Source organism: Kangiella koreensis DSM 16069, assembly GCF_000024085.1.
GTDB classification, from domain to species: Bacteria; Pseudomonadota; Gammaproteobacteria; order Enterobacterales; family Kangiellaceae; genus Kangiella; species Kangiella koreensis.
Genome location: NC_013166.1, coordinates 1,982,388 through 2,009,234, shown reverse-complemented (window position 1 = coordinate 2,009,234; position 26,847 = coordinate 1,982,388). Strand labels below are relative to the sequence as shown.

Annotated in this window: 27 protein-coding genes; 23 read left to right on the top strand and 4 right to left on the bottom strand. The window is 43.9% G+C overall.

Annotated features, from left to right (window positions below; genetic code table 11):
- Positions 1 to 31 precede the first annotated feature (31 nt).
- The 3 genes from KKOR_RS09325 to KKOR_RS09315 form a co-directional block, all read right to left on the bottom strand.
- A complete protein-coding gene (locus KKOR_RS09325) occupies positions 32 to 700 on the bottom strand; it encodes a hypothetical protein (protein WP_015780874.1) in 669 nt (222 codons plus the stop codon).
- A 50-nt stretch (positions 701 to 750) separates the two neighbouring features.
- Positions 751 to 1,188, bottom strand: a complete 438-nt coding sequence (locus KKOR_RS09320) for a PaaI family thioesterase (RefSeq protein ID WP_015780873.1) — start codon at positions 1,186 to 1,188, stop codon at positions 751 to 753.
- A 185-nt stretch (positions 1,189 to 1,373) separates the two neighbouring features.
- The gene (locus KKOR_RS09315) at positions 1,374 to 1,796 is read right to left on the bottom strand and encodes a hypothetical protein (protein WP_015780872.1); all 423 of its coding nucleotides are present in this window, start codon (positions 1,794 to 1,796) and stop codon (positions 1,374 to 1,376) included.
- Between the two features lie 186 nt (positions 1,797 to 1,982).
- Between KKOR_RS09315 and KKOR_RS09310 the strand changes: the two genes are divergently transcribed.
- The 22 genes from KKOR_RS09310 (at position 1,983) to KKOR_RS13350 (ending at position 23,865) form a co-directional block, all read left to right on the top strand.
- Complete coding sequence (locus tag KKOR_RS09310; RefSeq protein WP_015780871.1) at positions 1,983 to 3,956, top strand: ATP-binding cassette domain-containing protein; 1,974 nt, start codon at positions 1,983 to 1,985, stop codon at positions 3,954 to 3,956.
- Between the two features lie 110 nt (positions 3,957 to 4,066).
- Positions 4,067 to 5,086: a Holliday junction branch migration DNA helicase RuvB gene (ruvB, locus tag KKOR_RS09305; RefSeq protein ID WP_015780870.1), complete on the top strand. Its 1,020-nt coding sequence runs from the start codon at positions 4,067 to 4,069 to the stop codon at positions 5,084 to 5,086.
- 106 nt (positions 5,087 to 5,192) lie between these two features.
- On the top strand, positions 5,193 to 5,612 hold the full coding sequence (ybgC, locus tag KKOR_RS09300) for a tol-pal system-associated acyl-CoA thioesterase (RefSeq protein WP_015780869.1): 420 nt from the start codon (positions 5,193 to 5,195) through the stop codon (positions 5,610 to 5,612).
- Positions 5,599 to 6,312, top strand: a complete 714-nt coding sequence (tolQ, locus tag KKOR_RS09295; RefSeq protein ID WP_015780868.1) for a protein TolQ — start codon at positions 5,599 to 5,601, stop codon at positions 6,310 to 6,312. Before ybgC ends, tolQ begins: the two co-directional genes overlap by 14 nt.
- An 8-nt stretch (positions 6,313 to 6,320) precedes the next feature.
- Positions 6,321 to 6,749, top strand: coding sequence for a protein TolR (tolR, locus tag KKOR_RS09290; RefSeq protein ID WP_015780867.1), 429 nt, complete (start codon positions 6,321 to 6,323; stop codon positions 6,747 to 6,749).
- A 21-nt stretch (positions 6,750 to 6,770) separates the two neighbouring features.
- Complete coding sequence (gene tolA / locus KKOR_RS09285) at positions 6,771 to 7,685, top strand: cell envelope integrity protein TolA (protein ID WP_015780866.1); 915 nt, start codon at positions 6,771 to 6,773, stop codon at positions 7,683 to 7,685.
- A gap of 40 nt (positions 7,686 to 7,725) precedes the next feature.
- Positions 7,726 to 9,090 carry a Tol-Pal system beta propeller repeat protein TolB gene (tolB, locus tag KKOR_RS09280; RefSeq protein ID WP_015780865.1) on the top strand — a complete coding sequence of 455 codons (1,365 nt, stop codon included), beginning with the start codon at positions 7,726 to 7,728 and terminating at the stop codon, positions 9,088 to 9,090.
- Between the two features lie 35 nt (positions 9,091 to 9,125).
- Positions 9,126 to 9,644: a peptidoglycan-associated lipoprotein Pal gene (gene pal / locus KKOR_RS09275; RefSeq protein ID WP_015780864.1), complete on the top strand. Its 519-nt coding sequence runs from the start codon at positions 9,126 to 9,128 to the stop codon at positions 9,642 to 9,644.
- Positions 9,644 to 10,375, top strand: a complete 732-nt coding sequence (gene ybgF, locus KKOR_RS09270) for a tol-pal system protein YbgF (RefSeq protein WP_015780863.1) — start codon at positions 9,644 to 9,646, stop codon at positions 10,373 to 10,375. The genes pal and ybgF overlap by 1 nt, the downstream gene beginning before the upstream one ends.
- Before the next feature lie 111 nt (positions 10,376 to 10,486).
- Positions 10,487 to 11,128 carry a 7-carboxy-7-deazaguanine synthase QueE gene (gene queE / locus KKOR_RS09265; RefSeq protein ID WP_015780862.1) on the top strand — a complete coding sequence of 214 codons (642 nt, stop codon included), beginning with the start codon at positions 10,487 to 10,489 and terminating at the stop codon, positions 11,126 to 11,128.
- Positions 11,129 to 11,710: 582 nt separating this feature from the next.
- Positions 11,711 to 12,385: a 7-cyano-7-deazaguanine synthase QueC gene (queC, locus tag KKOR_RS09260; protein ID WP_015780861.1), complete on the top strand. Its 675-nt coding sequence runs from the start codon at positions 11,711 to 11,713 to the stop codon at positions 12,383 to 12,385.
- A 287-nt stretch (positions 12,386 to 12,672) separates the two neighbouring features.
- Positions 12,673 to 13,647: a BsuPI-related putative proteinase inhibitor gene (locus KKOR_RS09255; protein WP_015780860.1), complete on the top strand. Its 975-nt coding sequence runs from the start codon at positions 12,673 to 12,675 to the stop codon at positions 13,645 to 13,647.
- Between the two features lie 207 nt (positions 13,648 to 13,854).
- Positions 13,855 to 14,286 (top strand): nucleoside-diphosphate kinase, encoded by a 432-nt coding sequence (ndk, locus tag KKOR_RS09250; protein ID WP_015780859.1) that lies wholly within the window; start codon positions 13,855 to 13,857, stop codon positions 14,284 to 14,286.
- A gap of 254 nt (positions 14,287 to 14,540) precedes the next feature.
- Positions 14,541 to 15,665, top strand: coding sequence for a bifunctional tRNA (adenosine(37)-C2)-methyltransferase TrmG/ribosomal RNA large subunit methyltransferase RlmN (locus KKOR_RS09245; RefSeq protein WP_015780858.1), 1,125 nt, complete (start codon positions 14,541 to 14,543; stop codon positions 15,663 to 15,665).
- A 136-nt stretch (positions 15,666 to 15,801) separates the two neighbouring features.
- Positions 15,802 to 16,593: a type IV pilus biogenesis/stability protein PilW gene (pilW, locus tag KKOR_RS09240; protein WP_015780857.1), complete on the top strand. Its 792-nt coding sequence runs from the start codon at positions 15,802 to 15,804 to the stop codon at positions 16,591 to 16,593.
- Positions 16,594 to 16,596: 3 nt separating this feature from the next.
- Positions 16,597 to 17,508 (top strand): RodZ domain-containing protein, encoded by a 912-nt coding sequence (locus tag KKOR_RS09235; protein ID WP_015780856.1) that lies wholly within the window; start codon positions 16,597 to 16,599, stop codon positions 17,506 to 17,508.
- A 46-nt stretch (positions 17,509 to 17,554) separates the two neighbouring features.
- Positions 17,555 to 18,694: a flavodoxin-dependent (E)-4-hydroxy-3-methylbut-2-enyl-diphosphate synthase gene (ispG, locus tag KKOR_RS09230; RefSeq protein WP_015780855.1), complete on the top strand. Its 1,140-nt coding sequence runs from the start codon at positions 17,555 to 17,557 to the stop codon at positions 18,692 to 18,694.
- A gap of 111 nt (positions 18,695 to 18,805) precedes the next feature.
- A complete protein-coding gene (hisS, locus tag KKOR_RS09225) occupies positions 18,806 to 20,077 on the top strand; it encodes a histidine--tRNA ligase (RefSeq protein ID WP_015780854.1) in 1,272 nt (423 codons plus the stop codon).
- Positions 20,078 to 20,118: 41 nt separating this feature from the next.
- On the top strand, positions 20,119 to 20,742 hold the full coding sequence (locus tag KKOR_RS09220; RefSeq protein WP_015780853.1) for a YfgM family protein: 624 nt from the start codon (positions 20,119 to 20,121) through the stop codon (positions 20,740 to 20,742).
- Between the two features lie 25 nt (positions 20,743 to 20,767).
- Complete coding sequence (gene bamB, locus KKOR_RS09215; RefSeq protein WP_015780852.1) at positions 20,768 to 21,934, top strand: outer membrane protein assembly factor BamB; 1,167 nt, start codon at positions 20,768 to 20,770, stop codon at positions 21,932 to 21,934.
- A gap of 5 nt (positions 21,935 to 21,939) precedes the next feature.
- A complete protein-coding gene (gene der / locus KKOR_RS09210) occupies positions 21,940 to 23,343 on the top strand; it encodes a ribosome biogenesis GTPase Der (RefSeq protein ID WP_015780851.1) in 1,404 nt (467 codons plus the stop codon).
- A gap of 9 nt (positions 23,344 to 23,352) precedes the next feature.
- Positions 23,353 to 23,865, top strand: coding sequence for a DUF2846 domain-containing protein (locus KKOR_RS13350; RefSeq protein WP_015780850.1), 513 nt, complete (start codon positions 23,353 to 23,355; stop codon positions 23,863 to 23,865).
- Here the strand turns inward: KKOR_RS13350 and xseA are convergent.
- Entirely contained in the window at positions 23,862 to 25,217 is a 1,356-nt protein-coding gene (xseA, locus tag KKOR_RS09200) for an exodeoxyribonuclease VII large subunit (protein ID WP_015780849.1), read from the bottom strand. The genes KKOR_RS13350 and xseA overlap by 4 nt on opposite strands.
- A gap of 111 nt (positions 25,218 to 25,328) precedes the next feature.
- Between xseA and guaB the strand changes: the two genes are divergently transcribed.
- Positions 25,329 to 26,792 carry an IMP dehydrogenase gene (gene guaB / locus KKOR_RS09195; RefSeq protein WP_015780848.1) on the top strand — a complete coding sequence of 488 codons (1,464 nt, stop codon included), beginning with the start codon at positions 25,329 to 25,331 and terminating at the stop codon, positions 26,790 to 26,792.
- The last annotated feature ends 55 nt before the right edge of the window (positions 26,793 to 26,847 follow it).

Below are 26,847 nucleotides of genomic sequence, written 5' to 3'. Positions count from 1 at the left end.
GTTACTTTATAGGTTAGTCAGAATCTCGGTCTTATTCATCAGTTTCTTTCCGAGTGATAAATGCATTGACTTCAGGATCAGTGGAGAAGGCCAGCAATACCTGAGTACCATTTACACCTATTGCCAGAGCCTTGATAGGTAAGTCCTTAGATGACTGGATACTTTGAGCGTACTTTGCTAGTTCCTCATTTTTAACTCCTGTAACTTTAGCTAGACACATTTTTGGGGAACATTGCAAATTATTGAGTTGTGCTTTACCTTGGAGATGAAACGGACTGGTATTGAAAAAATGCTGATACTTAACCTTAGTTTCGTAGCTATATTCCGGCTCATAATATGACTCTTCAAGTTTATATAAAGCCTTATCGAAGCCTTCAGAATTAGTCATCAACTTGTGAATCTCATTGGTACTTAGAGCACCGTTCTGTTCAATTGAATCAATTAACTCCACAATGTTTTCGTCTGTGTTTTTGACTGTTTCTGATTCAGTTGTGGCTTCTGAAGAGTTTTTGGTGGTGGCTTTATCATCGCTGACATTGTTATACGGCTGTGGATCTGCAATGACATCCTCAACCTTAATTCCTTTATTCTCTTTAGTAACCACTTCTTCCTGTTTTGGAGCTGACTCTTTTGAATAGAGGTAAAATCCGCCGAGAGAAATGGCGATGAGAATAACTGCTATCCCAATTTTTATTTTCATTCTGTTATGTCCTTTGTGTTTATTGATTTACTCAGCCACTACTAAACTAATTAAACTTTTCGCATGAGCATACAGGTGGCTGTAGCATGAGCATAGAGCTTTCCAGCTTGATCCCGCAACTCGCCTTGCGAAATACCAAGGGATTTCGACATATTGATAACGATCCCCTCGGCCAAAAGTAGTGTATTTACAGGCACAGGCCTTACCATCTTTACGTTAAGGTCAACGGTGGCGTATGCATCGCTTGCCGCCAGCATGGTATGAACCGCACATCCAGTGATTGAGTCCAAGACCGTGGTCGCGAAGCCGCCGTGAACGCCGCCCAATACATTGAGATGTCGATCATCAGCGTGTACCTCAAAAACAATCTTGCCTTCGGTAGCTTCGACTACTTTCATCGGCATGGTTTCGCACATGGTCGGCATCGCAAGCTTCTCTAAGGCTAGCGCTTGCATAATCTCCAAACCAGACATCTCATCAATTGTCATAAACCGGCTCCTGTAGTGCCGCTACTTCTAAGGGGCAGAGTAAGCAGAGCTTCTTAATTTACTCTGAGCCTATTAGTTCTCTCCATTAGCAGGTAGGGTGCGTCGCGACGCAGACCCTTCCCTAGGGGTATCCTACATTGGGTTGTGCTCCAATTTTTATTCTCGAAGTCATTTTGTTTTCGAGGCTAAGCTTGTTTCTCAATGACTTTACCGTACTGATCTAGACCAAACCAAACGGTACAAGTAACTCTGTTTTTTATTCTTTTTCCTAGTTTAGACAGTAAACTTTCATCAAACACTTTCTTTGTTTTCTCTACTTCATTTTTTGGAACCGCAAAAACTTCAATTGTGCAAGGTAGTATTGTTGCATCATCTTCAAATGCGTATGGATAGCTTTTTAATTTTGTATCAATCAAAAGAACAGCTAGTGGTTGAATATTGTTATCTTTGAAAAAGGGCAAGGAATAGCCTTTTTTTGGTATTCGATAACATAGTGAACAGGGCTCTCTAGGTAAAACTTCTTCTAAATATCTCTGGACGTGTTCTCGCCCAACAGGCCAAGCATAGTGATTTACTAAAGTTTCTTTTAATCGTGTCTCAAGCGACATGTTTTTACCCTGATATAATATTACCAGCCATTACTGATAACCTTGATTTCGTTTGATACTAGCAAACCCCATAGATTATAGGAAATGATACTTGGCTGCCTAGATCTGGCTATCTCTGCTGATTCTGATTGTACTGCTTTGGCTAACCTTTATAATGGCTGCAATTTTTCTAAGGCTTAATTCCACATGCTGTTTTTCGAGAACATGGCGCTACGCCGTGGCAAGAAGGTTCTTTTTGAAGATGCCAGTTTTATCATCAACCCTCGCGATAAGGTGGGGGTGACGGGGGCTAATGGTACCGGTAAGTCGTCGCTGTTTGGTTTGATCCGTGGAGAGCTGGAGGAGGATGCTGGTAATTTCTCGATGGCGGGTGGTATTACGATTTCCAGCGTGCGTCAGGAAACGCCTTCAGTTGAGGCGCCTGCATTGGAGTATGTGTTGCAGGGCGATGAAGAATTGTGTGCGGTTGAGGCGGAGTTGTCTCGTTTGGAAGAGAGGGCTGCGCAGGGCGACCATAATGACGCGGACGGTCAGCGAATTGCTAAGTTGCATCAAAAGCTGGATGAGATTGATGGTTATTCGGCGCGTGCTCGCGCTGGCTCTTTGATGCATGGTCTGGGTTTCAACGCTGAGCAGGAACAGCTTCCGGTCTCGAGTTTTTCCGGCGGTTGGCGGATGCGTTTGAATCTGGCGCAGGCGTTGATGTGTCGCTCCAATCTATTATTGTTGGATGAGCCGACTAACCACCTGGATATGGAGGCGGTAATTTGGCTGGAAAACTGGCTGAAGGCTTATCAGGGCGCTGTTCTGCTAATTTCACACGACCGTGATTTTCTCGATCGCACCATAAATCGCATTGCCCATATCGAACAGCAGAAAGTGACGCTGTATAGCGGCAATTATTCTGATTTTGAGCTACAACGAGCTGAGCAGTTAGCGCAGCAGCAGGCGCAATTCGAGCGTCAGCAAAAAGAAATTACCCACATGCAATCCTTTGTCGATCGATTTAAGGCTAAGGCTTCCAAGGCCAAGCAGGCACAGAGCCGCCTCAAGGCTTTGGAGCGGATGGAGAAGATTGCTCCGGCACACATCGATTCGCCATTTCACTTTGAGTTTCCTGAGCTGGGTCATTTGCCGAGTCCTTTATTGCAGCTCAAATCCGCTGATGCAGGCTATCAAGTTGATGGTGGTGTTAAGAAGATTTTATCCGGCGTTGGCTTTTCGTTGATGCCGGGTGACCGGATTGGTCTGCTTGGAAAGAACGGTGCCGGTAAATCGACATTGATAAAAGTTCTGGCTGATGAACTGGAGTTATTGGCGGGCGAAAAAGTATCTGCCAAAACGCTCAAGATTGGTTATTTTGCTCAGCACCAATTGGAACAACTGCATCCGCAGATGTCGCCGATACAGCACCTGCAACGCGATTACCCTAAAGCGACCGAGCAAGAGTTGCGCAACTTTTTAGGCGGTTTTGACTTTAATGGTGACAAAGCGCTGGAGCCGGTGGCACCGTTTTCTGGCGGCGAAAAGGCGAGGCTGGTGTTAGCCATGCTGGTTTATTCAAAACCGAATCTGTTATTGCTGGATGAGCCGACCAACCACCTTGATTTAGAAATGCGCCTTGCTATGACTATGGCGTTTCAAAGCTTTGAAGGCGCAATGGTGCTGGTCTCGCACGATCGACATATGCTGCGAACGGTGTGTGATGATTTGTATCTGGTTGCTGGTGGTAAGGTTGAGCCGTTCAAGGGTGACCTGGATGATTATGCGCGCTGGTCGCTGGAAGACACTTTGCAACAAAAGAAAGCCAGCCAGGGCAAAACAGACTCTGTCAGTGCTGAGGAAGAAAGCTCGCCGGCTAAATCCAATGATGTTGAAAACGAACTGTCGCGTAAAGAACAGCGACAGCTAGAAGCAGAAAAGCGCAAACAGTTGCAACCGCTCAAGAACAAGCTCAAAAAACTGGAACAACAGTTAGAGGACTTGAATCAGCGTAAAGCAAAGCTTGATGAGGTTATGGCCGATCCGACTTTGTATGAAGAAAGCAATAAGGACAAGCTGACTCAATTGACTGGCGATTATTCGGCAGTGAAGTCCCAGCTGGAGCAAACAGAGGAAGAGTGGCTGGAGCTGCAAGACCAGCTAGAACAACTGGTTTAGGCCAATTATGACCAATTATGGAAATCGCGAATGGCGTGGTTCCATAAGTTACAGACACTTGGTAGACTAGCTTCACGTTATTTATCCGTAGTGCCTTTGCATAAAATCCAATGATTGAGCATGACCGCATCATCGCACCATCTGAGTTTGCTGACGAAGAGCAGTTTGACCGCGCTATTCGCCCAACCACGTTAGGTGAATATGTTGGACAGGAAAAAGTCCGCGAACAGATGGAAATCTTCTTAGGCGCTGCTAAAAAGCGTCAGGAAGCATTGGACCATGTCTTGATCTTTGGCCCTCCCGGCTTAGGTAAAACAACGCTTTCCAATATTATCGCCAATGAAATGGGCGTGGGCATCAAGCACACTTCCGGCCCAGTGCTGGAAAAAGCAGGCGATTTAGCCGCCATGCTGACTAATCTTGAGCCTAATGACGTTCTATTCATCGACGAAATCCATCGCTTAAGTCCGCACATCGAAGAAGTACTCTATCCGGCGATGGAAGACTATCAGCTGGATATCATGATTGGCGAAGGCCCGGCGGCACGTTCAATTAAAATTGATCTGCCACCTTTTACGTTAGTGGGAGCGACCACTCGCGCTGGTCTTTTGACCTCGCCATTGCGTGATCGTTTTGGCATTGTGCAAAGGTTAGAGTTCTACAACTTAAAAGATTTAACACATATTGTGATGCGCTCTGCGCGCATTCTGGATTTGCCGATTGAAGAGAAGGGCGCGCTTGAAATTGCCCGTCGTTCTCGCGGCACGCCACGGATTGCTAATCGTCTGTTACGACGAGTTCGAGATTATGCGGAAATCAAATCTGATGGCGTGATTACCCAAGACATTTCAGACCGTGCCCTGGATATGCTCGACGTTGATCACAAAGGCTTTGACATGATGGACCGCAAATTATTGCTGACCATTATAGAAAAGTTTGCTGGCGGTCCGGTGGGGCTTGATACATTGGCAGCCGCTATTGGAGAAGAGCGCGATACCATTGATGAAGTGTTGGAGCCATTTTTGATCCAGCAGGGCTTTATTCAACGTACGCCACGCGGTCGAATCGCTACCAAGCTTGCCTATCAGCATTTCGAGATTATTCCTCAAGATCCCGACCTTTTTAACTAATTTACTGAATATATAAGGGAAATTTGCCAATGCCGTTGCAGATTTTTCGAGATGCTATTAACACTTTTTACAAATTCAATCGTTATAATACTGAGTCGCAAAAACAATGAGTGTGCGTGAATTTATTTGGCCAGTTAGAGTCTATTACGAAGACACTGATGTGGCGGGCGTGGTTTTTTACGCCAATTATTTGAAGTTTTATGAGCGTGGTCGTACAGAATGGCTTCGTTCTTTGGGGTGGGAACAGGATATCTTGATCGACAAGGGCTTAGCTTTTGCTGTGGCTCATGTGGATGCCAAATACCTCCTTCCGGCCCGGTTTAATGACAAGCTTCTGATCAAAACTCGAATCGCTGGCGTTCGTAGAACCAGCGTGATTTTCGAGCAGGAAGTGGTCACTGATGATGAACAACAATTAGTAGTGAATAAAGCAACAATACGCGTGGCTTGCGTTGATATGAAAACCATGAAACCTGCTGCCATGCCTGACTATTTAAAAGAGGAGATAGCTCGTGACTGGTGCTGAAACAACGACGACAGTTCTGTCAACGTCTGAAGACCCGATGTCGATTGCCAACTTGTTTTTACATGCCAGTATTCCGGTACAGGCCATCATGGTTTTGTTATTGGTAATATCGGTTATTTCCTGGGCAATGATTTTCCAGCGCTCCAGCGTTTTGAACAGTGCTTCCAGAGAAAGTAAAAAGTTTGAAGACCGGTTCTGGTCTGGCATTGATTTAGGCAAGCTTTCTACTGATTTATCTCAGCGTCAAAAGCCGGTTACCGGTTTGGAGTCCTTGTTTCAGGCGGGTTATCGTGAATTTATGCGCTTGCGTCAGCAAAGTGGTGTCAGCCCTGAGGCAGTGATGGATGGAACGCACCGTGCGATGCGAGTGGCTCATAGCCGCGAAGTGGAAAAACTTGAGCGCAATTTATCATTCCTGGCGACAGTGGGTTCAGTGACACCATACATTGGTTTATTTGGTACCGTATGGGGCATTATGAATTCCTTTATTGCGCTTGGTGCAGTGAAGCAGGCTACTTTAGCGATGGTTGCTCCAGGTATTGCCGAAGCCTTGATTGCGACAGCGATGGGTTTGTTCGCGGCAATTCCAGCGGTTATTGCCTACAATCGCTTTACCAATCGTTTGCAACGCATCGAAACTCAGTATGAGAATTTCCTGGAAGAATTCTCGGGTGTACTGCATCGTAAAGCGCATAGCTAGGAGTCATCATGAATCAACTAGTGCGTAGAGAGCGTCGCCGGCCCAATGCTGAAATTAACGTCGTGCCTTATATCGACGTGATGCTGGTGTTGCTGGTGATCTTTATGATTACCGCACCGCTGATTACTGCAGGTATTGATGTTGAGCTACCGAGTGCTCATGCGGAGCCCATTTCACCGGATGAGTATGACCCGTTTGTGGTGGGTATTAAAGCCGATGAATCTTTTCACATGGATATTGGTTCGCGACAATTTCGAGACTTAACCCTGGATGAGTTGATGACCTTGATTGCCAGAGAGCGTGAGAACTCTCCCAATTCGCCGATTATGATCAAGGGTGATCGCAGAGTTCCTTATGGGACCGTGGTTGAGTTGATGGATGAATTGAGGCAACAGTTTGGTGTGGAAAATGTCGGTTTAATGACCGATTCATTGTAATAAACGATTAGGTATTAATTGGTGTCAGAAAAAAAGAACATTGTTCCGATTGTTTTATCAATAGCAGTCCATGTGATTGTTATTGGGCTATTGGTATTTAATTTTGCCTGGGATGATGAGGTGGATGTTAAGCATGAATATGTGGACGCTCCGATAAACGCCAAAATAGTGACAGCCAAAGAGCTACCAAAACCTGATGCGAATGCCATCAAGAAGCAACAGGAAGCTGAGAAGAAACGCTTGGAAGAAGAGCGTAAGAAACAGCTCGCAAAAGAACAGGAACAAAAGCGTCTTGAAGCTGAAAAACAACGTCAGCTACAAGAAAAAGTTGAGCAGGAAAAGCAAGAGAAGTTAGAGCAAGAGAAACAAAAACAACTGGCTGCCGAGAAGCAGAAAAAGCTTGAAGAAGAGAAAAAGAAGGAAGAACTAGAAGAGCAACAACGTAAAGAGGCTGAAGAAAAGCAGCGCCTTGAAGAAGAAAAACGTAAGAAAGCAGAGGCTGAACGTAAGCGTAAGGAAGAAGAAGAGCGTAAACGTAAAGAGGCTGAAGCAGAGCAAAAGCGCAAAGAAGAAGAGCTCAGAAAGTTGGAAGAAGAAATGGCTGCAATGGATGACGAGTTCTTTGAAGCGCAGCGTGATACGGTTCGTCGAGGACAAATAATGTCTGAAGTTGAGAAGTTGACCGCATTAATTACCGCTAAAATTAAGCGTAATTGGTATCCTCCAAAAACATCAGGAGCCTGCTCCATAAAAATCTCAATGGGACCAGGTGGTGTTGTGTTACAAACTGAGGCTTTGGGTGGTGATTACGATTATTGTGAGACCGGTAAAACGGCCATTACGCGTTCGTCGCCATTACCAGCTTCGGATGACCCAGAGGTCATGAAAGAGTTGCGTGAAATGACCATTGTCTTTGATCCCAGCTTTAAAGATTAAAGCTCAATGAGTAAAGTTTAAAAAAAATTAAGGCTAAAGCATGAATTATATTTTTAAAACGCTAGCAATTATCAGCATCAGCCTTATGGCTTTGGCCAGCAAGGCTGAAATTCAAATTTATATTACCGAAGGGCGCTCTGATGCACGACCTATTGCGGTTGTTCCTTTTAAGTTTGAATCTGAATCTGCGGTGCAAGGACAACCTCCGTTTGATTTTGCCAAAATAATAGCGGATGACTTGCGTCGTAGCGGTAAATTTAACCCAACTGAAATATCAAAATTACCTCAACACCCTTACTCTATTGACCAGGTAAACCTCGAAGAGTGGCGTAAACTGGGTGTTGATGGAGTGGTCTATGGCACGGTGAGCCAAACGGCATCCGGCAACTACATGGTGTCATACGATTTGATTGACCCTTTTAACGATAAGGCCATTTTTAGCGCTGATATCGAAGACGGGAGTTATCCTTTGATTCCAAGTTCATCCCACTTGATGGTATTGAAAACAAAGGTTGTTGATAACGATAACTTCCGTTGGGGCGCGCATATTGCAGCGGATGAGATTTACGAAGCCTTGACGGGTGAGCGAGGTGCTTTTGCAACCCAGATCGCCTATGTTGAAGTTAACCGCAACGATCCCCGTCCATATCAATTATTTGTTGCGGATAGTGATGGGTTTAATGGCAAGAGAATTTTTGCATCACGAAGCCCTATTATGTCGCCAACCTGGTCGCCTGATTCTTCGCAATTAAGTTACGTGACTTTTGAGAATGGTCGTTCGGAAATTGTGATTCAAGATATTGCATCAGGGCAAAGAGAAATTGTTGCTAGCTATAAAGGCTTCAACAGTGCTCCTGCCTGGTCGCCAGATGGATCAAAAATGGTGGTTGTGTTGTCAAAAGACGGAAATCCGGAGCTATATTTGCTAGAACTGGCAACTAAACAATTACAAAGACTTACCCGACATTATGCGATTGATACAGAGCCATCGTGGGCTCCGGACGGAAAAAGTTTGATCTTTACCTCAGATCGAGGAGGTAGACCACAAATTTATCGTATTAGACTTGCAGATAAGAAGGTAGACAGGGTAACCTTTGAAGGTATTCACAATGCAGGTGCGGAGTTTACACCGGATGGTAAAAGTATTGTCATGGTTCATCAAGCCAATGGCTCTTACCATATCGCAGCTCAGGATTTAGTGACTGGACAGTTGACGGTCTTAACAAAGACCACACTCGACGAGTCGCTATCAATTGCACCCAATGGCAGTATGATTATTTTCTCTACTGTTGATGGTGGGCAAAAAGTTCTTAGCGCGGTTTCAATGGATGGACGTTTTAAAGCAAGGTTGCCAGCGACGGTTGGGGAAGTTAAAGCACCAGCCTGGTCGCCTTTTATTTTATAAGTTAATAACAGTGACAACAATCCCGGAGGATAACAATGAAACGTTCGGTTCAATTACTACTAGCTCTTACAGCTGCCTTGACGTTGGCTGCATGTAGCACTACTAAACCAGAAGAAGAGCAAGTTGATACAACCGCTCAGGAAGATGCAGCAGCACAAGCTGAAGCAGAAGCCTTAGCTCGTCAACGCGCTGCTGAAGAAGCTGAAAGACAACGTATCGCTGCTTTACTTGATAACAATGTCATCTACTTTGATTTTGATGATGATTCTATCCGTAGCGAATATGTAGAAGTTCTTGAAGCACACGCTATGTATATCCAAAGCAGTGGTAAAAGTGTTGTTCTAGAAGGCCACGCTGATGAGCGCGGTACTCCAGAATACAACTTGGCATTGGGTGAGCGTCGTGCAAAATCAGTTGCTCAATTAATGAGAACTTATGGTGTGTCTGATTCAAACATTGAAGTGATTAGCTTTGGTGAAGAGTCTCCAGCAAACCCAGCTCATAACGAGTCAGCATGGCAAGAAAATCGTCGTGTAGAGATTAAATATCAGTAATGAAAAACGTTGTATTTAATCTATTAGGTGTAACATTACTCACAGCTTCGGCTGTGAGTAATGCCGCTGCACCAGTTGTTGACGCCCGAGATATTTCAGCCGTTCAACAGCAGCAAACCAGCCAACAAAGCCAAATTATGGCTGAGTTGATTATGCAAGTGAATCAACTCCAGCAAGAAGTTCGCCAACTTCGTGGTCAAGTTGAACAGCAAGATTACAGAATCAACCAGCTCACCAAACAGCAGCGTGAACTTTATCTTGATTTAGATCGTCGATTGCAAGGTGGAGCTACATTGTCTACTTCAGAAACTGAAGAGCTGAGCTCTGACAATGCCAATACAAGTAATAATGGCGCAAGCAATCGGGCCCAACAGGCTTATAATCAAGCTTTCACATTATTCAATGAACAAAAGTATCCGCAAGCCAAAAGCGCTTTTAAAACTTTTGTCAGCGACTATCCTAAGGATTCTCTAGCGTCTAACGCGCATTATTTATTAGGTCAGTTGCACTTCAGTGATAAAGAGTATGCTGAAGCGGAAAACCAATTCAAAGCAGTATATGAGCAGTTCCCTGATACCAGTATCAAGGATAAAGCTATGCTAAAGCTTGCTCAGGTTCAGGAGCTCAAAGGTGATAAGGCTGCTGCTAAAGCGACCTATCAACAAGTCAGCAAGCTGTTCCCAAATACTACAGCCGGCCGATTAGCTAAAGCCAAGCTCGACACTCTATAAAACCCTCAAGAATCATCAAATAATCGCTAAAAGCTGTCTTTAAAGGCAGCTTTTGCTACAATCCGCGCATATTTTCATCATTCCCATCCCAGCCAGGTTTGAGCTTGCTCTATGAGTAAATTACGGATCACCGAAATATTCCATTCGTTGCAGGGCGAAAGCCTTACTGTTGGCGTGCCTACAGTGTTTGTTCGTTTGACAGGCTGCCCTCTGCGTTGTGTCTATTGTGATACTGATTATGCATTCGGTGGTGGTGAGTGGATGAGGTTTGAAGAGATCCTTGCCGAAATTAAACAATACGGATGTGAGCATGTCTGTATCACAGGTGGTGAACCTCTTGCTCAAAAGAGAGTTTTTGAGTTCTTTAAGCTGCTTGGTGATGAAGGTTATAAGGTCTCAACAGAGACTGGGGGTGCCCATGATATCAGTCCTGTTGATAAGAGGGTTATGGTGGTCATGGATTTAAAAACCCCAGACTCGCAAGAAATGGCACGTAATCTGTATTCCAACATCGAATTACTAAAACCAACTGATCAGGTAAAATTTGTGATTTGTAGCCGTAAAGACTACGAATGGTGCAAAATGACTGTAGAGCAATACGATATAACCAGTAAGTGCGAAGTCTTATTTTCGCCCAGTTATGGCCAGGTAGAGTATGCTGATTTAGCCGAGTGGATACTCAAAGATAGATTGAAGGTGAGAATGCAGGTGCAGCTTCATAAGATTATTTGGGGTGAGAAAACCGGCGTCTAATTGGAAGGGCTAAAATACTCATCTGCTTTGTTATTAAATCTGTAAAAATAAGTCACTTAGCTTCAGTAAGCTCCTTATTTTTAAAGATTGAATGCCTCGCATAGTGAGCATTTTCGCTCCTTCCAATCGGCATATGGGAGGGTAGAAGCCTTGCCAAAAGCATTTTCTCAGCCTTAGTAAGATTAATATGTGTTTAGCCGTTTCTTGGTTTGATAAACTTTTATATGGCTAACAGCGAGCAACAATAACCCCATTTGATTGAGCTGAGTAGTAGCCAAGACATAGCAATTCAAAACAGGACGTTTTGAATAGTAAAATTCGGGTAAGTGACCATAGGGAATCCCTTTAGGGAGATGGAACGTATTTTACGGTACCCAAGGGGGCAGACCCTGCGTTAAGTGACTTGGCGGAGACGAAGGAAGTTGAGCAAAGCGAAACCTCAATCACGGGGTGTCTTTTCTTTTCGCCCCTTTTCTTTGGAAAGCGACCGTAGGGAGTGCCTGTGGTGCAAAGAAAAGGGGCTCGCCGAGGGGCGAAACAATAATTTTCAGAAAATAACTGTTGTAAGCACGATGGATAACTATGCAAAAACGAGCAGTAGTATTACTTTCCGGTGGTTTAGATTCAACAACAGCTTTAGCGATGGCTAAGTCGCAAGGCTATGACTGTTATGCCATGAGTTTTAATTACGGCCAACGTAGTTTGGCTGAACTCAATGCTGCCAAAAAAATTGCACAATCATTGGATGCCAAGGAACATATTGTTGTTAATCTTGATATGAGCCAAATTGGCGGTTCTGCTTTAACGGATCATTCAATAGATGTTCCCACTGAAGGTCTGGAAGAGGGGATTCCTGTCACCTATGTACCTGCGCGTAATACCGTATTTTTATCGATTGCTCTAGGCTGGGCAGAAGTGCTTAAAGCTGATCATATATTTATCGGCGTCAATGCGGTGGATTATTCTGGTTATCCTGACTGTCGTCCCGAGTTTATAAAAGCATTTGAAACAATGGCTAATCTTGCCACCAAAGCCGGAGTTGAAGGGCAAAAGCTGACTATTGAAGCTCCTCTTATCAACCTCACGAAAGCTCAAATTATTGCTGAAGGTATGACGTTAGGTGTTGACTACAGCCAAACCGTTTCTTGCTACAAAGCCACTGATGATGGAAAAGCCTGTGGTGTTTGTGACTCTTGCCGCCTGCGTAAACAGGGGTTTGAGAGTCAGGGTTTTGCTGACCCAACGCGATACATTTAACGATAAATTTTCCGTGGCTGTCATCAAACAGTCGCATTACCGACAAAGATCTTTCAAGAAAATTTCATCACTTTTACACACAATAAGTCATATCTGATTTGTCATAAATTGTTCACTGTTTTACAGCTTGATGAAAAGCGCTACTAACTTCCTGAAAACAAATAACACATTGATTATTATAAAAATAATTGATTCGAAACTTTAGTTATATTCATTTGTTTATGTTCTTATTCTGAACACAATGGAATTGTTTTTAACCACCATTCAATTGTTAAAGGAGTAATACCATGAACACACAAAACAACATCATTAATTTATTGTTTGCAACTTCAATTCTGGCCGTTAGCGCCACTAAAGCGAGTGATGTGGACAGCTTTAATGACTATAAAGAATTTACTTCGAATTACGGTCAAAGCAAAACAGTTGCTCTGTCGGATCGTTTTGGTTCGCAGTGGAAGCAAGTCAGTAACTATCTAGGGAAAGAGGTAATGTGGCTTAAAACTTCTGCCAACTCAATTTCAGTCCTATCTCAACACAACCGCTCAGTAAATCTGGTTAATTTTAATGACCCCATTGGTACAACATATAGTGTCAACCTGGACTCTTGTTCGCAGTCAGCAACTTTGGCTGAGAAAGTCCAATCAATGACCACCTTAGCGGCAAGCTTCGACTCGGTGGTGCGGGTGGACTTCGACGGATATTGCAACAATGCAGGTTTAGTCTCAGCCTGGTTTTCACCGGAAGCAGGACTTATCAAATGGACCGAGCAAACCATCGCCGGTGCGGTGGACTATGAACTTGAGTATGCTAAGCTGGCTGGCATGAATTATCCTGAATATGAAGGCATAGAAGTTTCGGCAAATTTTCCAGCTGAGACAGTAATGCTCAACGAAACTGATAGCGTTGAAGCTTATATCACTTTAACCAATCAAACGTCAGAGCCGATTGAACTCACTTTCAATAGTGGCCAGCTTTTTGATATCTATCTTTACGACAGCAATGATAATCTCGTCAATCAGTGGTCAAACGGACGTATGTTTACCCAGGCGTTCCAGACTATCACGTTAGAGCCTGGCCAGAAGCAACGCTTTGGTGATGAGCTCGACTTAAAGGATCTGGATGGAAATCAATTAGATATTGGTTCTTATAAGCTGAAGATCGAAGTGAAAACCTCCACCAAAGCCTCGGATCAGCTGTTCCAATTGATTCCGTTTGAAGCAGAAGGGCAGCTAAACCTGGATAGTATGATGAACCACTATTAAACCGAAAGCCGGCAAAATAAACCGAAGCGCATTGCCCAAATAATAGACATTCAGTATAATGCGCGCGATTTTAAGGGGTTAGTTAAAGATCAATTGATCGAGTGCTAACCCCTTATCCTTTTAATTTGAGTTCTAAAACAAGAACTCTTAATACCTTGCTGACTTAAAGCTGAGAAAGCATTTGACTGAATACTAATGGAGTCCGAAATGGCTATCGAACGTACTTTTTCTATCGTAAAACCTGACGCAGTTGCTAAAAACGTTATTGGCGAAATCTACAGCCGTTTCGAGCGCGCTGGTCTTCGCATCGTAGCATCAAAAATGATCCACCTTTCTCGCGAAAAAGCTGAAGGCTTCTACGCAGAACACAAAGAACGTCCTTTCTTTGGCGCATTGGTTGATTTCATGACTTCTGGCCCAGTAATGGTTCAGGTTTTAGAAGGCGAGAACGCAATTAAAGCAAACCGTGAAATCATGGGTGCTACTAACCCAGCTGAAGCGCTACGCGGTACTATCCGTGCGGACTATGCTGTTTCTGTAGATGAAAATGCTGCACACGGTTCTGACAGCCCAGAGTCTGCTGAGCGTGAGATCAGTTACTTTTTCGGTGCTGATGAAATTTGCCCTCGCACTCGATAAAAATTGCTATTTTGTTCCATTTCTTTGTTGCTTGACTGATTTTCATGCTCAACATGCTCAACATGCTCAAAGAGTGGCGGCAAGGCAAGTAAGTTAAAATATAAAAGGGGTGATTCGTTCATCCCTTTTTTAATCGTTGAGTTTATTGTTTATGAGAGCGCTTTTGCTATTCGATGCAATTGCGCATAAAATGTACAAAATTTTGATTGTAGCTGTCCTCCTGATAGCTATTAATCGTGTAAAGGTGTCCTGTAATGAGTAATGAGAAAACCAATCTACTCAACCTGACGCGCGATGAAATGGTCGAGTTCTTCGTGGAACTTGGTGAAAAGCCATTCCGTGCCCAACAGGTTATGAAGTGGGTTCATCAATTCGGTGTCGAAGACTTCGACGAAATGACTAATATCAGCAAAGTGTGCCGTGAGCGTCTAAAAGACGTTGCTGAGATTAAAGGTCCTGAAGTTCTAAGTGTTCAAGAATCCAAAGACGGTACTGTTAAATGGGCTTTGAAAATCCCTGGCGGTCAGGCTGTGGAGATGGTCTTTATACCTGAACGTCATCGCGGAACTCTGTGTGTTTCTTCCCAAGTAGGTTGTGCTTTAGAGTGCACCTTCTGTTCTACCGGCTACCAAGGCTTCAACCGTAATCTGACGACTGCAGAAATCATTGGCCAGGTCTGGTTGGCAGCCCGCTATCTGCATGGAAAGCATAAAAGTGATGAGCGCGTGGTAACCAACGTCGTGATGATGGGAATGGGCGAGCCTTTGGCAAACTTTGATCCCGTCGTTAAATCAATGCAGCTTATGATGGATGATCTGGCTTATGGTTTATCCAAGCGTCGTGTCACTCTAAGTACTTCGGGGATGGTGCCTCAACTGGATCGGTTAATAGATGAAGTTGATGTGGCGTTGGCGATATCTTTACATGCTCCAAATGATGCATTGCGCGATGTGTTAGTACCTATTAATAAGAAGTACCCGATTAAAGAATTAATGGCCAGCGTACATCGTTACCTGGATCGCTCTAATGCTGCTCGTAAAGCGACCATTGAATACGTCATGCTTAAAGATGTGAATGACACTTTGCAGCATGCCAAAGAGCTGGCGGAGTTACTGAAGAATACACCGTGCAAAATCAACTTGATACCATTCAATCCTTTCCCACAAGCTAACTATCAAACGTCAACTCAGGAAGCGATTGATTTATTTAGTGATTATTTGATTAAGAAAGGTTATGTTGTGGTAACTCGACGCACTCGAGGCGATGATATTGATGCGGCTTGTGGCCAGTTGGCAGGCAAGATCAATGACAAAACTAAGCGCCAAGAACGTCGTCAAGAGTACAAGAAAGAGATTCTAGTTGATAATGTGGCACACTAGTTCAACAAAGTGGTGAACTATTGTGGTTTGATTCTTGTCCAACTGACTGATTTATTCAACAAATTATATTTAGACATCATTATTCTTAGAACAAAGTTGCTATAAATTGATAGTAGAAATTGATAGGAAGTAAGCAATGACAAATTATGCCAAGTGGGTGGTGGTATTTTTAACAGTAGTTTTGGTGGGCTGTGAAACTACAACCACCGCAACTACTAATGCTGCGACACAAGATGGAGCTGTTCAGAGAACCAAGTACGAACCTAAAGAAGCCGCGGCTAAACGATTATCATTAGGTTTGCAATATCTTCAAGCGGGTCATATGGAGTGGGCTAAGCAAAATCTTTTAAAAGCATACGAGCATGATCCAGATATGCCTGATGTGTTGTATGGGCTGGCTTACTACTATCAAACAGTATATGAATATGATACAGCCGAAGATTATTATAAAAGAGCAATCAAAGAATCTCCGAAAAATGCGGACTATCTCAATGCTTATGGAGTCTTTTTGTGTGATTCTCGCAAGAAATATGAAGAAGGTATCCGCTTTTTCTTAAAAGCTGTTGAGCAACCGAATTATACCTCAGTTGGAGCTGCCTACGAAAACGCAGGTTTCTGTGCCATAAGAGCAGAGAAATATGAGCTTGCAAAACAGTATTTTGAGAAAGCCTTGTCTTTTAACCCCAGCTTAGCGCGATCTTTGTATGGTATGTCTGAAGTTAATTATGCAACAGGAAACTACCGCTTGGCAGAAGCTTATATGTTCCGATTTGAGGCTAAAACCAATTCAACTCCAAAGTCATTATTGCTGGGTTATAAAATAGCTAAAAGCCTACAGGCAAGTAGTAATATGCGAGGGTATGGAGAGAAGTTAATGAAGCTTTATCCGGATTCAGATGAGGCTCAAGAATATATTAGAATTAGATAATTAATGTCAGAAACCGATCAAACTCTAGAAAAAGACGTTCAATTCAGTCCTGGTAGTCTGTTAAAGCAGGCTAGAGAGCAGGCTGGTGTTTCTATTGAAGATGTGATGCAAAAATTAAAGTTGACGCGTCAAACCGTAGTTTCAATTGAAGCTGATGATTATTCCGCAGACCTTCCGGCAACCTTTTATCGAGGATACTTGCGAAATTATGCTGAGTTATTAAAAATGGACGATGACGATCTCGTCGAAAACTTTGATAACTATTGTAAGCGAAATAATCTATTCACTCAAAATGAGCAATCTCTAGCCACGATCGAGTTAGAAAAACCTATCACTTCCAGTAATTGGTTTATAAAAGCCATCACTACACTTGTTGTACTTGCGCTGCTATTTGCTATTTATTATTTATTGGTTGAAAAGAAGATTTGGCAAGAGTTTACTGCTTCAACAGAAAGTGCGTCTGAACAAGAGACCACTCTAACTTTAGGGCAAAGTGAGGAAGGAGATTTATTAACTCCTGAGCCAGTAATTGCTGACTCAACGAATAATTTGTCAGCTAACATAACGGACCCACAAGACCAGGCGACAGCTGCATTGGATGATAAAGAACTTCTATCTGAGTCAATGGTTGTTGAAGAGCCAACGGCAGAAGCTGCCACTATTGTCTCTAACACAGGTGGTGAGGTTGTGCTGGTTTTTTCTGACGATTGCTGGGTGAGAATTACGGATGCCAACGGTAAAGTACTGGCCTTGGGAATAAAACAGGGTGGCACCTCGATGAGTCTATCAGGTCCAACTCCCATTGAGCTAACACTTGGTAAGCCATCTGCTGTACAATTGTCCTATCAAAATGAGCCTGTTGATTTGTCGAGTTATCCCGACACGCGAGCAGCGCGACTAATCTTGGGTAACTAGTCATTCGGCTTAGCCTCTAGATTCAATAACTTATACGTGAAATATTATGAACGGTCGATCATGGATTAAGCGACGCAAATCGCGTCAAATTATGGTTGGTAATGTGCCTGTTGGCGGTGATGCGCCTATTGCAGTGCAAAGTATGACCAACACCGAAACGTGTGATGTGGGCGCGACTGTAGCGCAGATTCGTGCGCTGGCAGATACTGGTGCCGACATTGTCCGTGTTTCTGTGCCCACCATGAAAGCTGCCGAAGCTTTTAAATTTATCAAGCAGCAATCGCCAGTGCCTTTAGTCGCCGATATCCATTTCGATTATAGAATTGCCTTGAAAGTGGCTGAATATGGCGTTGATTGCTTAAGAATCAATCCTGGCAACATTGGTTCGGAAGAACGTGTAAAAGCGGTTGTTGAAGCGGCAAGAGCACGTAATATTCCTATTCGTATCGGTGTTAATGCTGGTTCGTTAGAGAAAGATTTACAAGAAAAGTATGGCGAGCCGACCCCAGAAGCTTTGGTGGAGTCTGCTTATCGTCATATCGAAATGCTGGAACGTCATAACTTTAAAGACTATAAAATCAGCCTTAAAGCCTCTGATGTGTTTATGACTGTTGCGGCTTACCGTATTTTAGCGAAAGAAATTGATAATCCACTACATTTAGGTATTACCGAAGCGGGAAGCTTTCGCTCAGGCGCAGTGAAGTCAGCTGTCGGGCTAGGAATGTTATTAGCAGAGGGTATTGGCGATACTATCCGCGTATCGTTAGCGGCTGATCCAGTTGAAGAAGTTAAAGTTGGTTACGATATTTTAAAGAGCTTGGGACTGCGTCAACGTGGCATTAACTTGATTGCCTGTCCTTCCTGTTCGCGTCAGCAATTTGATGTAATAAAAACCGTTAATGAGCTTGAGCAACGCCTTGAAGACGTTAATGAACATATTGATGTGGCTGTGATAGGTTGTGTGGTCAATGGTCCAGGTGAAGCTAAAGAAGTGTCGATTGGGCTGACTGGCGGTTTCAAGAAAAGTATGCTGTATGAGAATGGTGAAAAGAGCCACAAAGTCGATAATGAAGCTTTGGTGGATGAGCTCGAGGCGCAGATCAGACGTAAGCTGGCTGAAAAGCACGAAAAAACCCAAGAAATCACCAAGGGAGCTAAGCAGGTTCCTGTCACCCAGGTCAGATAGTAAAATCATTTCGTTAGGCTACTTTTGGCGGAAAAAGCTACTGTTTTCCGCCAGATTCGCTATAATCTCGCACTTTAATCCAATTTTACAACTGACGGAGCCAGGCTAGTTTTGGCGGATAAAATACAAGCAGTCCGAGGCATGAATGATATCTTGCCGGATTCAACACCACATTGGCAAAAATTAGAGTCAGTGCTTAGGCAACTGATGGCCAGTTATGGCTACAATGAAATTCGCATGCCAGTTGTTGAAAAGACTCATCTTTTCAAGCGCTCTATCGGCGAAGTGACTGATATTGTTGAAAAAGAGATGTATACCTTTGAGGACCGTAACGGAGACAGTCTGACTTTGCGCCCCGAGGGAACAGCCAGTTGTGTGCGCGCAGGAATTGAGCACGGGTTGCTTTACAATCAGGAGCAACGCCTGTGGTACATGGGGCCGATGTTCCGTCATGAAAGACCACAAAAGGGTCGCTACCGTCAGTTCCATCAGCTTGGCGTCGAAACTTTTGGCGTTAGCACGCCGGATGTGGATGCGGAACTTATTCTAATGACCGCGCGTCTATGGAAGATGATTGGTATTCACAGCTCAGTGCATCTTGAGATCAATTCACTAGGCTCGAATGAAGCGCGTGCTGAGTATCGCGATAAACTGGTTGCTTTTTTGGAGCCGATAAAAGATTTGCTGGACGAAGATAGCCAACGTCGTTTAACAACAAACCCGCTACGAATTCTGGACAGTAAAAATCCAGAGGTTCAGAAGCTGGTCAAAGATGCACCAAAATTAAATGAGCATTTAGACGAAGAGTCAGAGCAACACTTTGAGCGCCTTTGTCAGATTCTTGATACTAATAATATCCCTTATACTATCAACACAAACTTGGTGCGTGGTTTAGATTACTACAACAGAACAGTATTTGAGTGGGTGACTGATAAGCTAGGTGCACAAGGCACGATTTGTGCCGGTGGCCGTTATGATGGTTTAACCGAACAGCTAGGTGGTCATTCAACGCCAGCCAGTGGCTTTGCGATGGGGCTTGAGCGTATTGTGGCTCTTATTCAAGAGATGGCTCCTGAAGAAGTGGCCACTGCTGATGTTTATATGGTGGCTCTTGGCGAACACGCTGAATTAAGCGCCCTGCAGTTAGCCGAGCAGTTGCGTGACCAGTGGCCTGCGATTAGAGTTCGAATGAACTGTGGTGCTGGCAATTTTAAAAAGCAATTTAAGCGTGCTGATAAGAGCGGTGCCAAAATTGCTCTCGTTATTGGCGAGCAAGAAGTTCAGGATGGCACCGTTGGGGTGAAATACCTGCGTGAACATAAAGAGCAGCTGGTAGTGTCGCAACGTGATATCAGCCAATTGCTTGAACAGTACTTGGTTTAAATAGTTATTATAGATTACATCGATTATTGAGGAGGCCGACAGTGGCTTACGAAACAGAAGAACAACAGGTCGAAGCGATAAAGCAATTTTGGAAGGAAAATGGTACCTCGATTGTCTTGGGTGCTGTTATTGGTTTTGGTGCTTTATTTGGTTGGAACTATTATCAAGATCATAAAGAAAGTCAAAGTGCGCAGGCATCAATGGCTTATTCTGAAGTCTTATCTTTGTCTGATGCGGCAAACTCAACAGCAATGGTAGGCAAGGTTGATGGGCTTAAGACTGAGCATGCAGCCTCAAGTTATGCTTCATTGGCGGTGCTGACTTATGCAGAGCAGTTAGTTAATGACAATAAATTTGTTGAAGCTACGGAACAATTGAAGTGGGTTGTTGACCAATCTAACGACACTTTTGAATCCATTGCACAATTGCGACTAGCTCGCGTGCAGTTACAGCTTGAGCAATACGGCGAAGCTATTGCCACAGTTGAGGCGATTGATGAACAGGCTTATCAAGCAAATGCATTATTGGTTAAAGCTGAAGCTTTGTTAGCACAAGGCGAAACAGAGCAAGCTAAAAGTGTCTTAATTGAAGCTCGCGATGCTGAAGACGGCACGGTGAACCCGTTACTCCAAATGCGTTTAGGCCAGCTTGGCATTGATAAATAATAGATACTTTTAACGGGATATACTTATGATTTTAGGTTGGACACAACGAATTTTCACTTTATTGGTAGTCGTTACATTATTAGCGGCTTGCGCCGATGAGGTGGTCAACCCTCCAAAAGAACTTGCTGATATTGAGGAAAAATTCTCTGTACAATCTAGCTGGGTTGAAGTCATTGGGCAGGGTGATGAAGAAAAGTTTAACAGTTTATCACCTGCACTTTGGCAGGATAAAATTATAACGGCTGATGTTGATGGCCTTATAACAGCTTTTGATATTAAATCAGGTAAAGTGATTTGGGAAACCAACCTTAAGCAGCCTTTATCGGGCGGCGTTACTGCAAATGCGGGCCTGGTAGCTGTAGGAACTAAAAATGCCCAGGTTCATGTGCTTGATGTTAATGATGGGAAACAATTGTGGCACGTAAATGTAACTACTGAAGTTTTGGCCAAGCCTGCAATTAGCGATGGCCGATTGGTCGTGCGTACTCCGGATGGTCGAATTTTTGCTTACTCGTTGGCCACCCAAAAACAAGAATGGTTCTATGACCGTATTATCCCTAACCTGACGTTGCGTGGCACCTCTGCTGCGGTAGCGACCAGTGGTGTTGTCATTACTGGTTTTGCAAACGGTAAAATGGCCGCTTTTAACTTGCGAACGGGCGACATGCTATGGGAGCAAAGCATCTCAGCACCTAGAGGAAGCTCTGAAATTTCTCGCATTGTTGACGTAGACTCGACTCCTGTTGTTTACTCAAATTACTTGTACGCGGCTGGCTTTAATGGTTTTGCCATTGCCATGGATTTGACTAATGGCCGCTACTTATGGCGTGAGGATGCTTCGGTCACTGAGGAGTTATTGGTTGATGCCAGACGTGTATATTTGGTCGATACTAAAGGCCGAATTGTGGCATTAGATCGCATTACAGGCGAAGAAGTGTGGACTCAGGAAGGTCTTCTATACCGTAAACCAACAGGTGCAGCCGATAATCAGGATTATGTCGTTGTGGGAGATTTTGAAGGTTACTTGCATTGGTTAGATAAAAGCACCGGTGAGTTTGTTGCTCGAATTCATCTGGATCGCTATGGCATAGGTGGTACACCTATTGTTACTGATGAGCATGTAATCGCAACAACACGTTATGGGTATATCCACGTTCTGGAAAACCCTCTTGCAACATCTTCTGAAGAGTAATATTCATGTTACCAGTTATCGCTCTCGTTGGTCGCCCCAATGTAGGTAAGTCAACATTATTTAATCGATTAACAAAATCACGCGATGCATTGGTAGCTAACCTGCCTGGTCTAACACGTGACCGTCAATATGGGCAGGCAACCTTAAAAGGGCAAAAGTTTATTGTCGTTGATACCGGTGGTATTGCTGGTGATGAAGAAGGTATTGATGGCCTGATGGCTGGTCAGTCATTGCTGGCAATTACTGAGGCCAATATTGTTTTATTTCTTGTCGATGCCAGAACAGGCATGACAGCTGCTGACGAGTTTGTAGCAGATCATCTAAGACGTCAAAACAAGCCAATCATTGTATTAGTTAACAAAGTTGATGGCATTCACGCCGATGCTGCTTTGTCGGATTACTACAGTCTGGGTTATCAAACAGTCCTACCCTTGGCTGCCGCTCATGGTCGTGGCGTTAACACTTTGGTTGATACAATTTTTGATGAACTTCATCTAGAATCTAACGATGAAGATCAGTTGATTGGTTATGAGAAAGCCCAAGGATTAAAGCTGGCCATTGTTGGTCGTCCGAATGTGGGAAAATCCACATTGGTTAATCGCTTTCTGGGTGAAGAGCGTGTCGTGGTGTATGACTTGCCCGGCACCACTCGCGACAGTATCTATATTGAAATGGAGAGACGCGACAAAAAGTATACCTTGATCGATACGGCCGGGGTTAGACGTCGTGGTAAAGTGAAAGAGACCGTCGAGAAGTTTTCAGTTCTGAAAACCCTTCAAGCTATCGATGACTCCAATGTTTCTATTATGGTGATGGATGCGCGTGAACCGATTACTGATCAGGACTTGAGTCTGATTAGCTACATTATTGATTCTGGGCGCTCAATGGTGATTGCGATCAACAAGTGGGATGGCATGACCGAAGAGCAACGCGATACTGTCAAACATGAAATTGATCGTCGTTTAGGCTTTATTGATTTTGCTCGTATTCACTTTATTTCTGCGTTACATGGCTCAAATGTCGGCCACCTTTGGGAGTCAGTAGATGAAGCTTGGGCCAGTGCTCAAGTAGAAATGAGTGCTTCGAAATTGACGCGCTTGCTTGAAGAAGCTAGCGAAAAGCATCAACCTCCCACTGTTCGTGGTCGTCGTGTTAAATTGCGTTACGCACATCCAGGTGGTCATAACCCACCCTTGATTGTGATTCACGGAAATCAGTGCAGCAAGCTTCCCGAAAGCTATAAACGTTTCTTGATTAACTTTTTCCGCGACAAATTGAAACTGATCGGCACCCCCATTCGATTAGAGCTGAAAGAGGGTGATAATCCTTTCAAAGGCAAGAAAAACGAAATCACACGCCGTCAACGCCTAAAGCGTAAACGCGCAATCAAAAAATGGGGTGGAAGGTAGTAATAAAAGATGGAGTTCGTGATTAGATTTTTAAGAACTGTTTTTTTTGTTGGTCTGATAGCACTGACGGGCTGTGCAGCGAGCGGGCCAGCATTTCAGCAGCAAACAGCAACAGAGGTTAATCAAGGGACAGTATACTTTTACAGGGTTTACAGTGCTCTAGGTTCCGCTGCTTCTCCATATATTTATATTGACGGTAAATATAAAGGAAAGTTAAAAACGGGCGGATATTTGTATTTTCACCTCCCTGAGGGGAACTATGAAGTAACACTGGGGAGTCTTGATGGTCCTGATAGCAATTGGAATTGGGCACCTGCCCCTTACGCGTTTGATCTTCGTATGGTAGCGGGCGAGCCAAAATTTTATAAAATGATAATGTTATCTGGTGGTGATGGAGCAACCATTGAGGTTGTTGGTAATATGGTAGTTCCAGTCAAAGGGGCTACTGCTGCTGTGACATTAGAAGAAGTTGAAAGCACTCAGGCTTTAGTGGAAATAAAAAAAACAAAGCTTAGTAATTAGTTTTTAAAAATTTTACTTTTCACTTTACCATCCACAAAACGAGTAGTTAATTCTTGTGATTTTTGAGCCTGTTTCATTGAAGTGATGGCTTTCCCCGTTTCATCTTCCGTTATCGTATAACCTCTTTCGAGTGTTGCTAATGGACTGATGTTATTCAGTTTTTGTGCCTTTAGTGCCAACATCTGTTGTTTCTGTTTCAGTAAATACTTCCATGATTGCATCAAGCTTTTGTTAGTTTGTTTTAATGAGTTTTTAGCCTGGCTAAGCTGTAATTTAGGGTTGTAGCTATGCAGTCTAGAATCTAATTCTTTATATTCAGCTTGCTTACTCTGTAACAAATATTTTTGTGTGCCTAGCAAGCTTTTATTGAGCGACTGAAGTTCAACTTTATAGCTGTTGAGTTGTTGCTTTGGATGAATAATACGAGCGATTAGCGTATCCAGCTTGGATTGCGCGACTTGTAGTCTGTGTTCAAACTCGCCTGTTAAACGACGTTCAAGCTGCACCAGTTTGTGCTGTAACTCGGCTTGATCCGGAACCAGAAGTTCCGCTGCTGCAGAAGGTGTTGGTGCTCTTAAGTCAGCTACCCAGTCACTGATAGAGGTATCAACTTCATGACCTACTGCTGACACCACGGGTATACGACTGTCGCGAATGTTGCGAGCCAGCGTTTCGTCGTTAAAGCACCACATATCTTCCAATGAGCCACCGCCACGCGTGACTAGCAGCACATCACATTGGTTATGCTGGTTGGCGACCTCTAACTGCTTAATAAGGCTTTTTGCGGCTTTTTCACCCTGAACCTGGCTTGGGTAAATAATGACAGGAATTTGTGGCATGCGGCGCTTGAGCACGGTTAACACGTCTCTTATCGCTGCACCACTTGGCGAGGTGATAATCCCTATCTTGTTTGGGAATTTAGGAATAGGGCGTTTTAATTCTGGAGCAAACAAGCCTTCGGCCTGTAATTTTTCTTTCAGGCGGTTGAAAGCAATTTGTAGCGCCCCTTCGCCCGCTGGCTCTATATATTCTCCGATTAGCTGAATATCGCCACGAGGCTCGTACAAGCTCAACTTGGCTCGTAACAAAACCTGCTGGCCATCTTCGGGCGTGAAACGTGCGCTACGATTGCGGTTTTTGAATATAGCGCAACGTAGTTGAGCACCGTTATCTTTTAAGGTGAAGTACCAGTGCCCAGAAGCAGGCAAGGCAAGGTTTGATATCTCTCCAGTAATCCAGATTTGCCCAATAGCATCTTCTAGTTGTTTTCGAACTTTGAAGGCTAATTCGCTCACAGAGTAAATTTTGCGGGTTTCGCCTGTTTGTTGGGGCTCAAGAATGGGTTTAATCATAGACAAATCGAATTAAATAGTTATTTACCTTGCAATGGCTAAGGCGTTATAATAACGCGCTTCATCAAGCCAGTGCCTTTCGCATTGGCGGAATAATACGTGGAACACAATATGCGCATTATAGAGGAAGCTCTTACCTTTGACGACGTTTTATTAGTGCCGGCACACTCCAACATTTTGCCTGCTGACGCAGACCTGCGCACTAAGATTACCAGCGAGTATACCCTCAACATCCCCCTTGTTTCTGCTGCAATGGACACGGTCACTGAATCGCGTTTAGCTATTGCTTTAGCACAAGAAGGTGGTATGGGCTTTATTCACAAGAACATGACCATCGAGCAACAAGCTGAGCATGTTCGCCGCGTTAAAAAATTCGAGAGCGGAATTGTCAGTGATCCAATTACGATCACTCCAGATATCACCATCGGCCAAGTCAAGCAAATGACCCGTGAGCATGGTATCTCAGGTATGCCGGTAGTTGATGGCAATCAGCTCGTGGGTATTGTGACTAACCGCGACATTCGATTCGAAACCAATCTTGATAAGCCTGTATCGAAAGTCATGACGCCCAAAGAGCGTTTAGTGACTGTTAAAGAAGAAGCTAGCCAAGAAGAAATTTACGACAAGCTGCATGAATTTCGCATTGAAAAACTGTTAGTGGTAAACGACAACTTTGAATTGAAAGGGCTGATCACAGTTAAAGACATTAATAATGCTGAAACTAAGCCTAATGCCTGCAAAGATCGCTATGGCCATTTGCGTGTTGGAGCTGCCGTGGGAACTGGCACTGAAACACCAGATCGCGTCGCTGCGATTGTTGCCGCTGGAGTCGATATTATCTTAGTTGATACATCGCATGGTCATTCGCAAGGTGTATTAGACCGCATCAAATGGATTAAGCAAAACTACCCGGACAAACAAGTGATGGGTGGTAATGTTGCTACTGCTGCAGGCGCTCGCGCTTTGGTTGATGCTGGTGCGGATGGTGTCAAAGTGGGGATCGGCCCTGGTTCAATCTGTACAACACGGATCGTAACTGGTGTTGGCGTCCCACAAATCTCTGCGGTAGCCAGTGTTGCAAAAGAGCTTAAAGGCTCAGGTATCCCATTTATTGCAGACGGCGGAATACGCTTCTCCGGTGATATTTGTAAGGCGATAGCTGCTGGAGCTTACAGCGTAATGGTTGGTTCAATGCTTGCAGGAACTGAAGAAGCTCCGGGCGAAGTTGAGCTATTCCAGGGACGTTCTTACAAGTCTTATCGTGGTATGGGCTCATTAGGCGCCATGTCACAGAAACAGGGCTCAAGTGACCGTTATTTCCAAAGCTCAAACGCCGCTGACAAATTGGTTCCAGAAGGTATCGAGGGTCGTGTTCCTTATAAAGGTTCAATGACACAGATTATTCATCAGATGATGGGTGGCTTACGTTCTAGCATGGGCCTAACGGGTTGTTCAACCATTGAAGAAATGCAGAACAAAGCGGAGTTTGTACGAGTAACTAATGCGGGCATGAACGAGAGTCATGTGCATGATGTTGCGATTACAAAAGAAGCGCCAAACTATCGTGTGAAATAATCTACATTCTGAAAGTTGGTCTTTATAACCAACCCTCAGTGTCTCGAGATTAAAA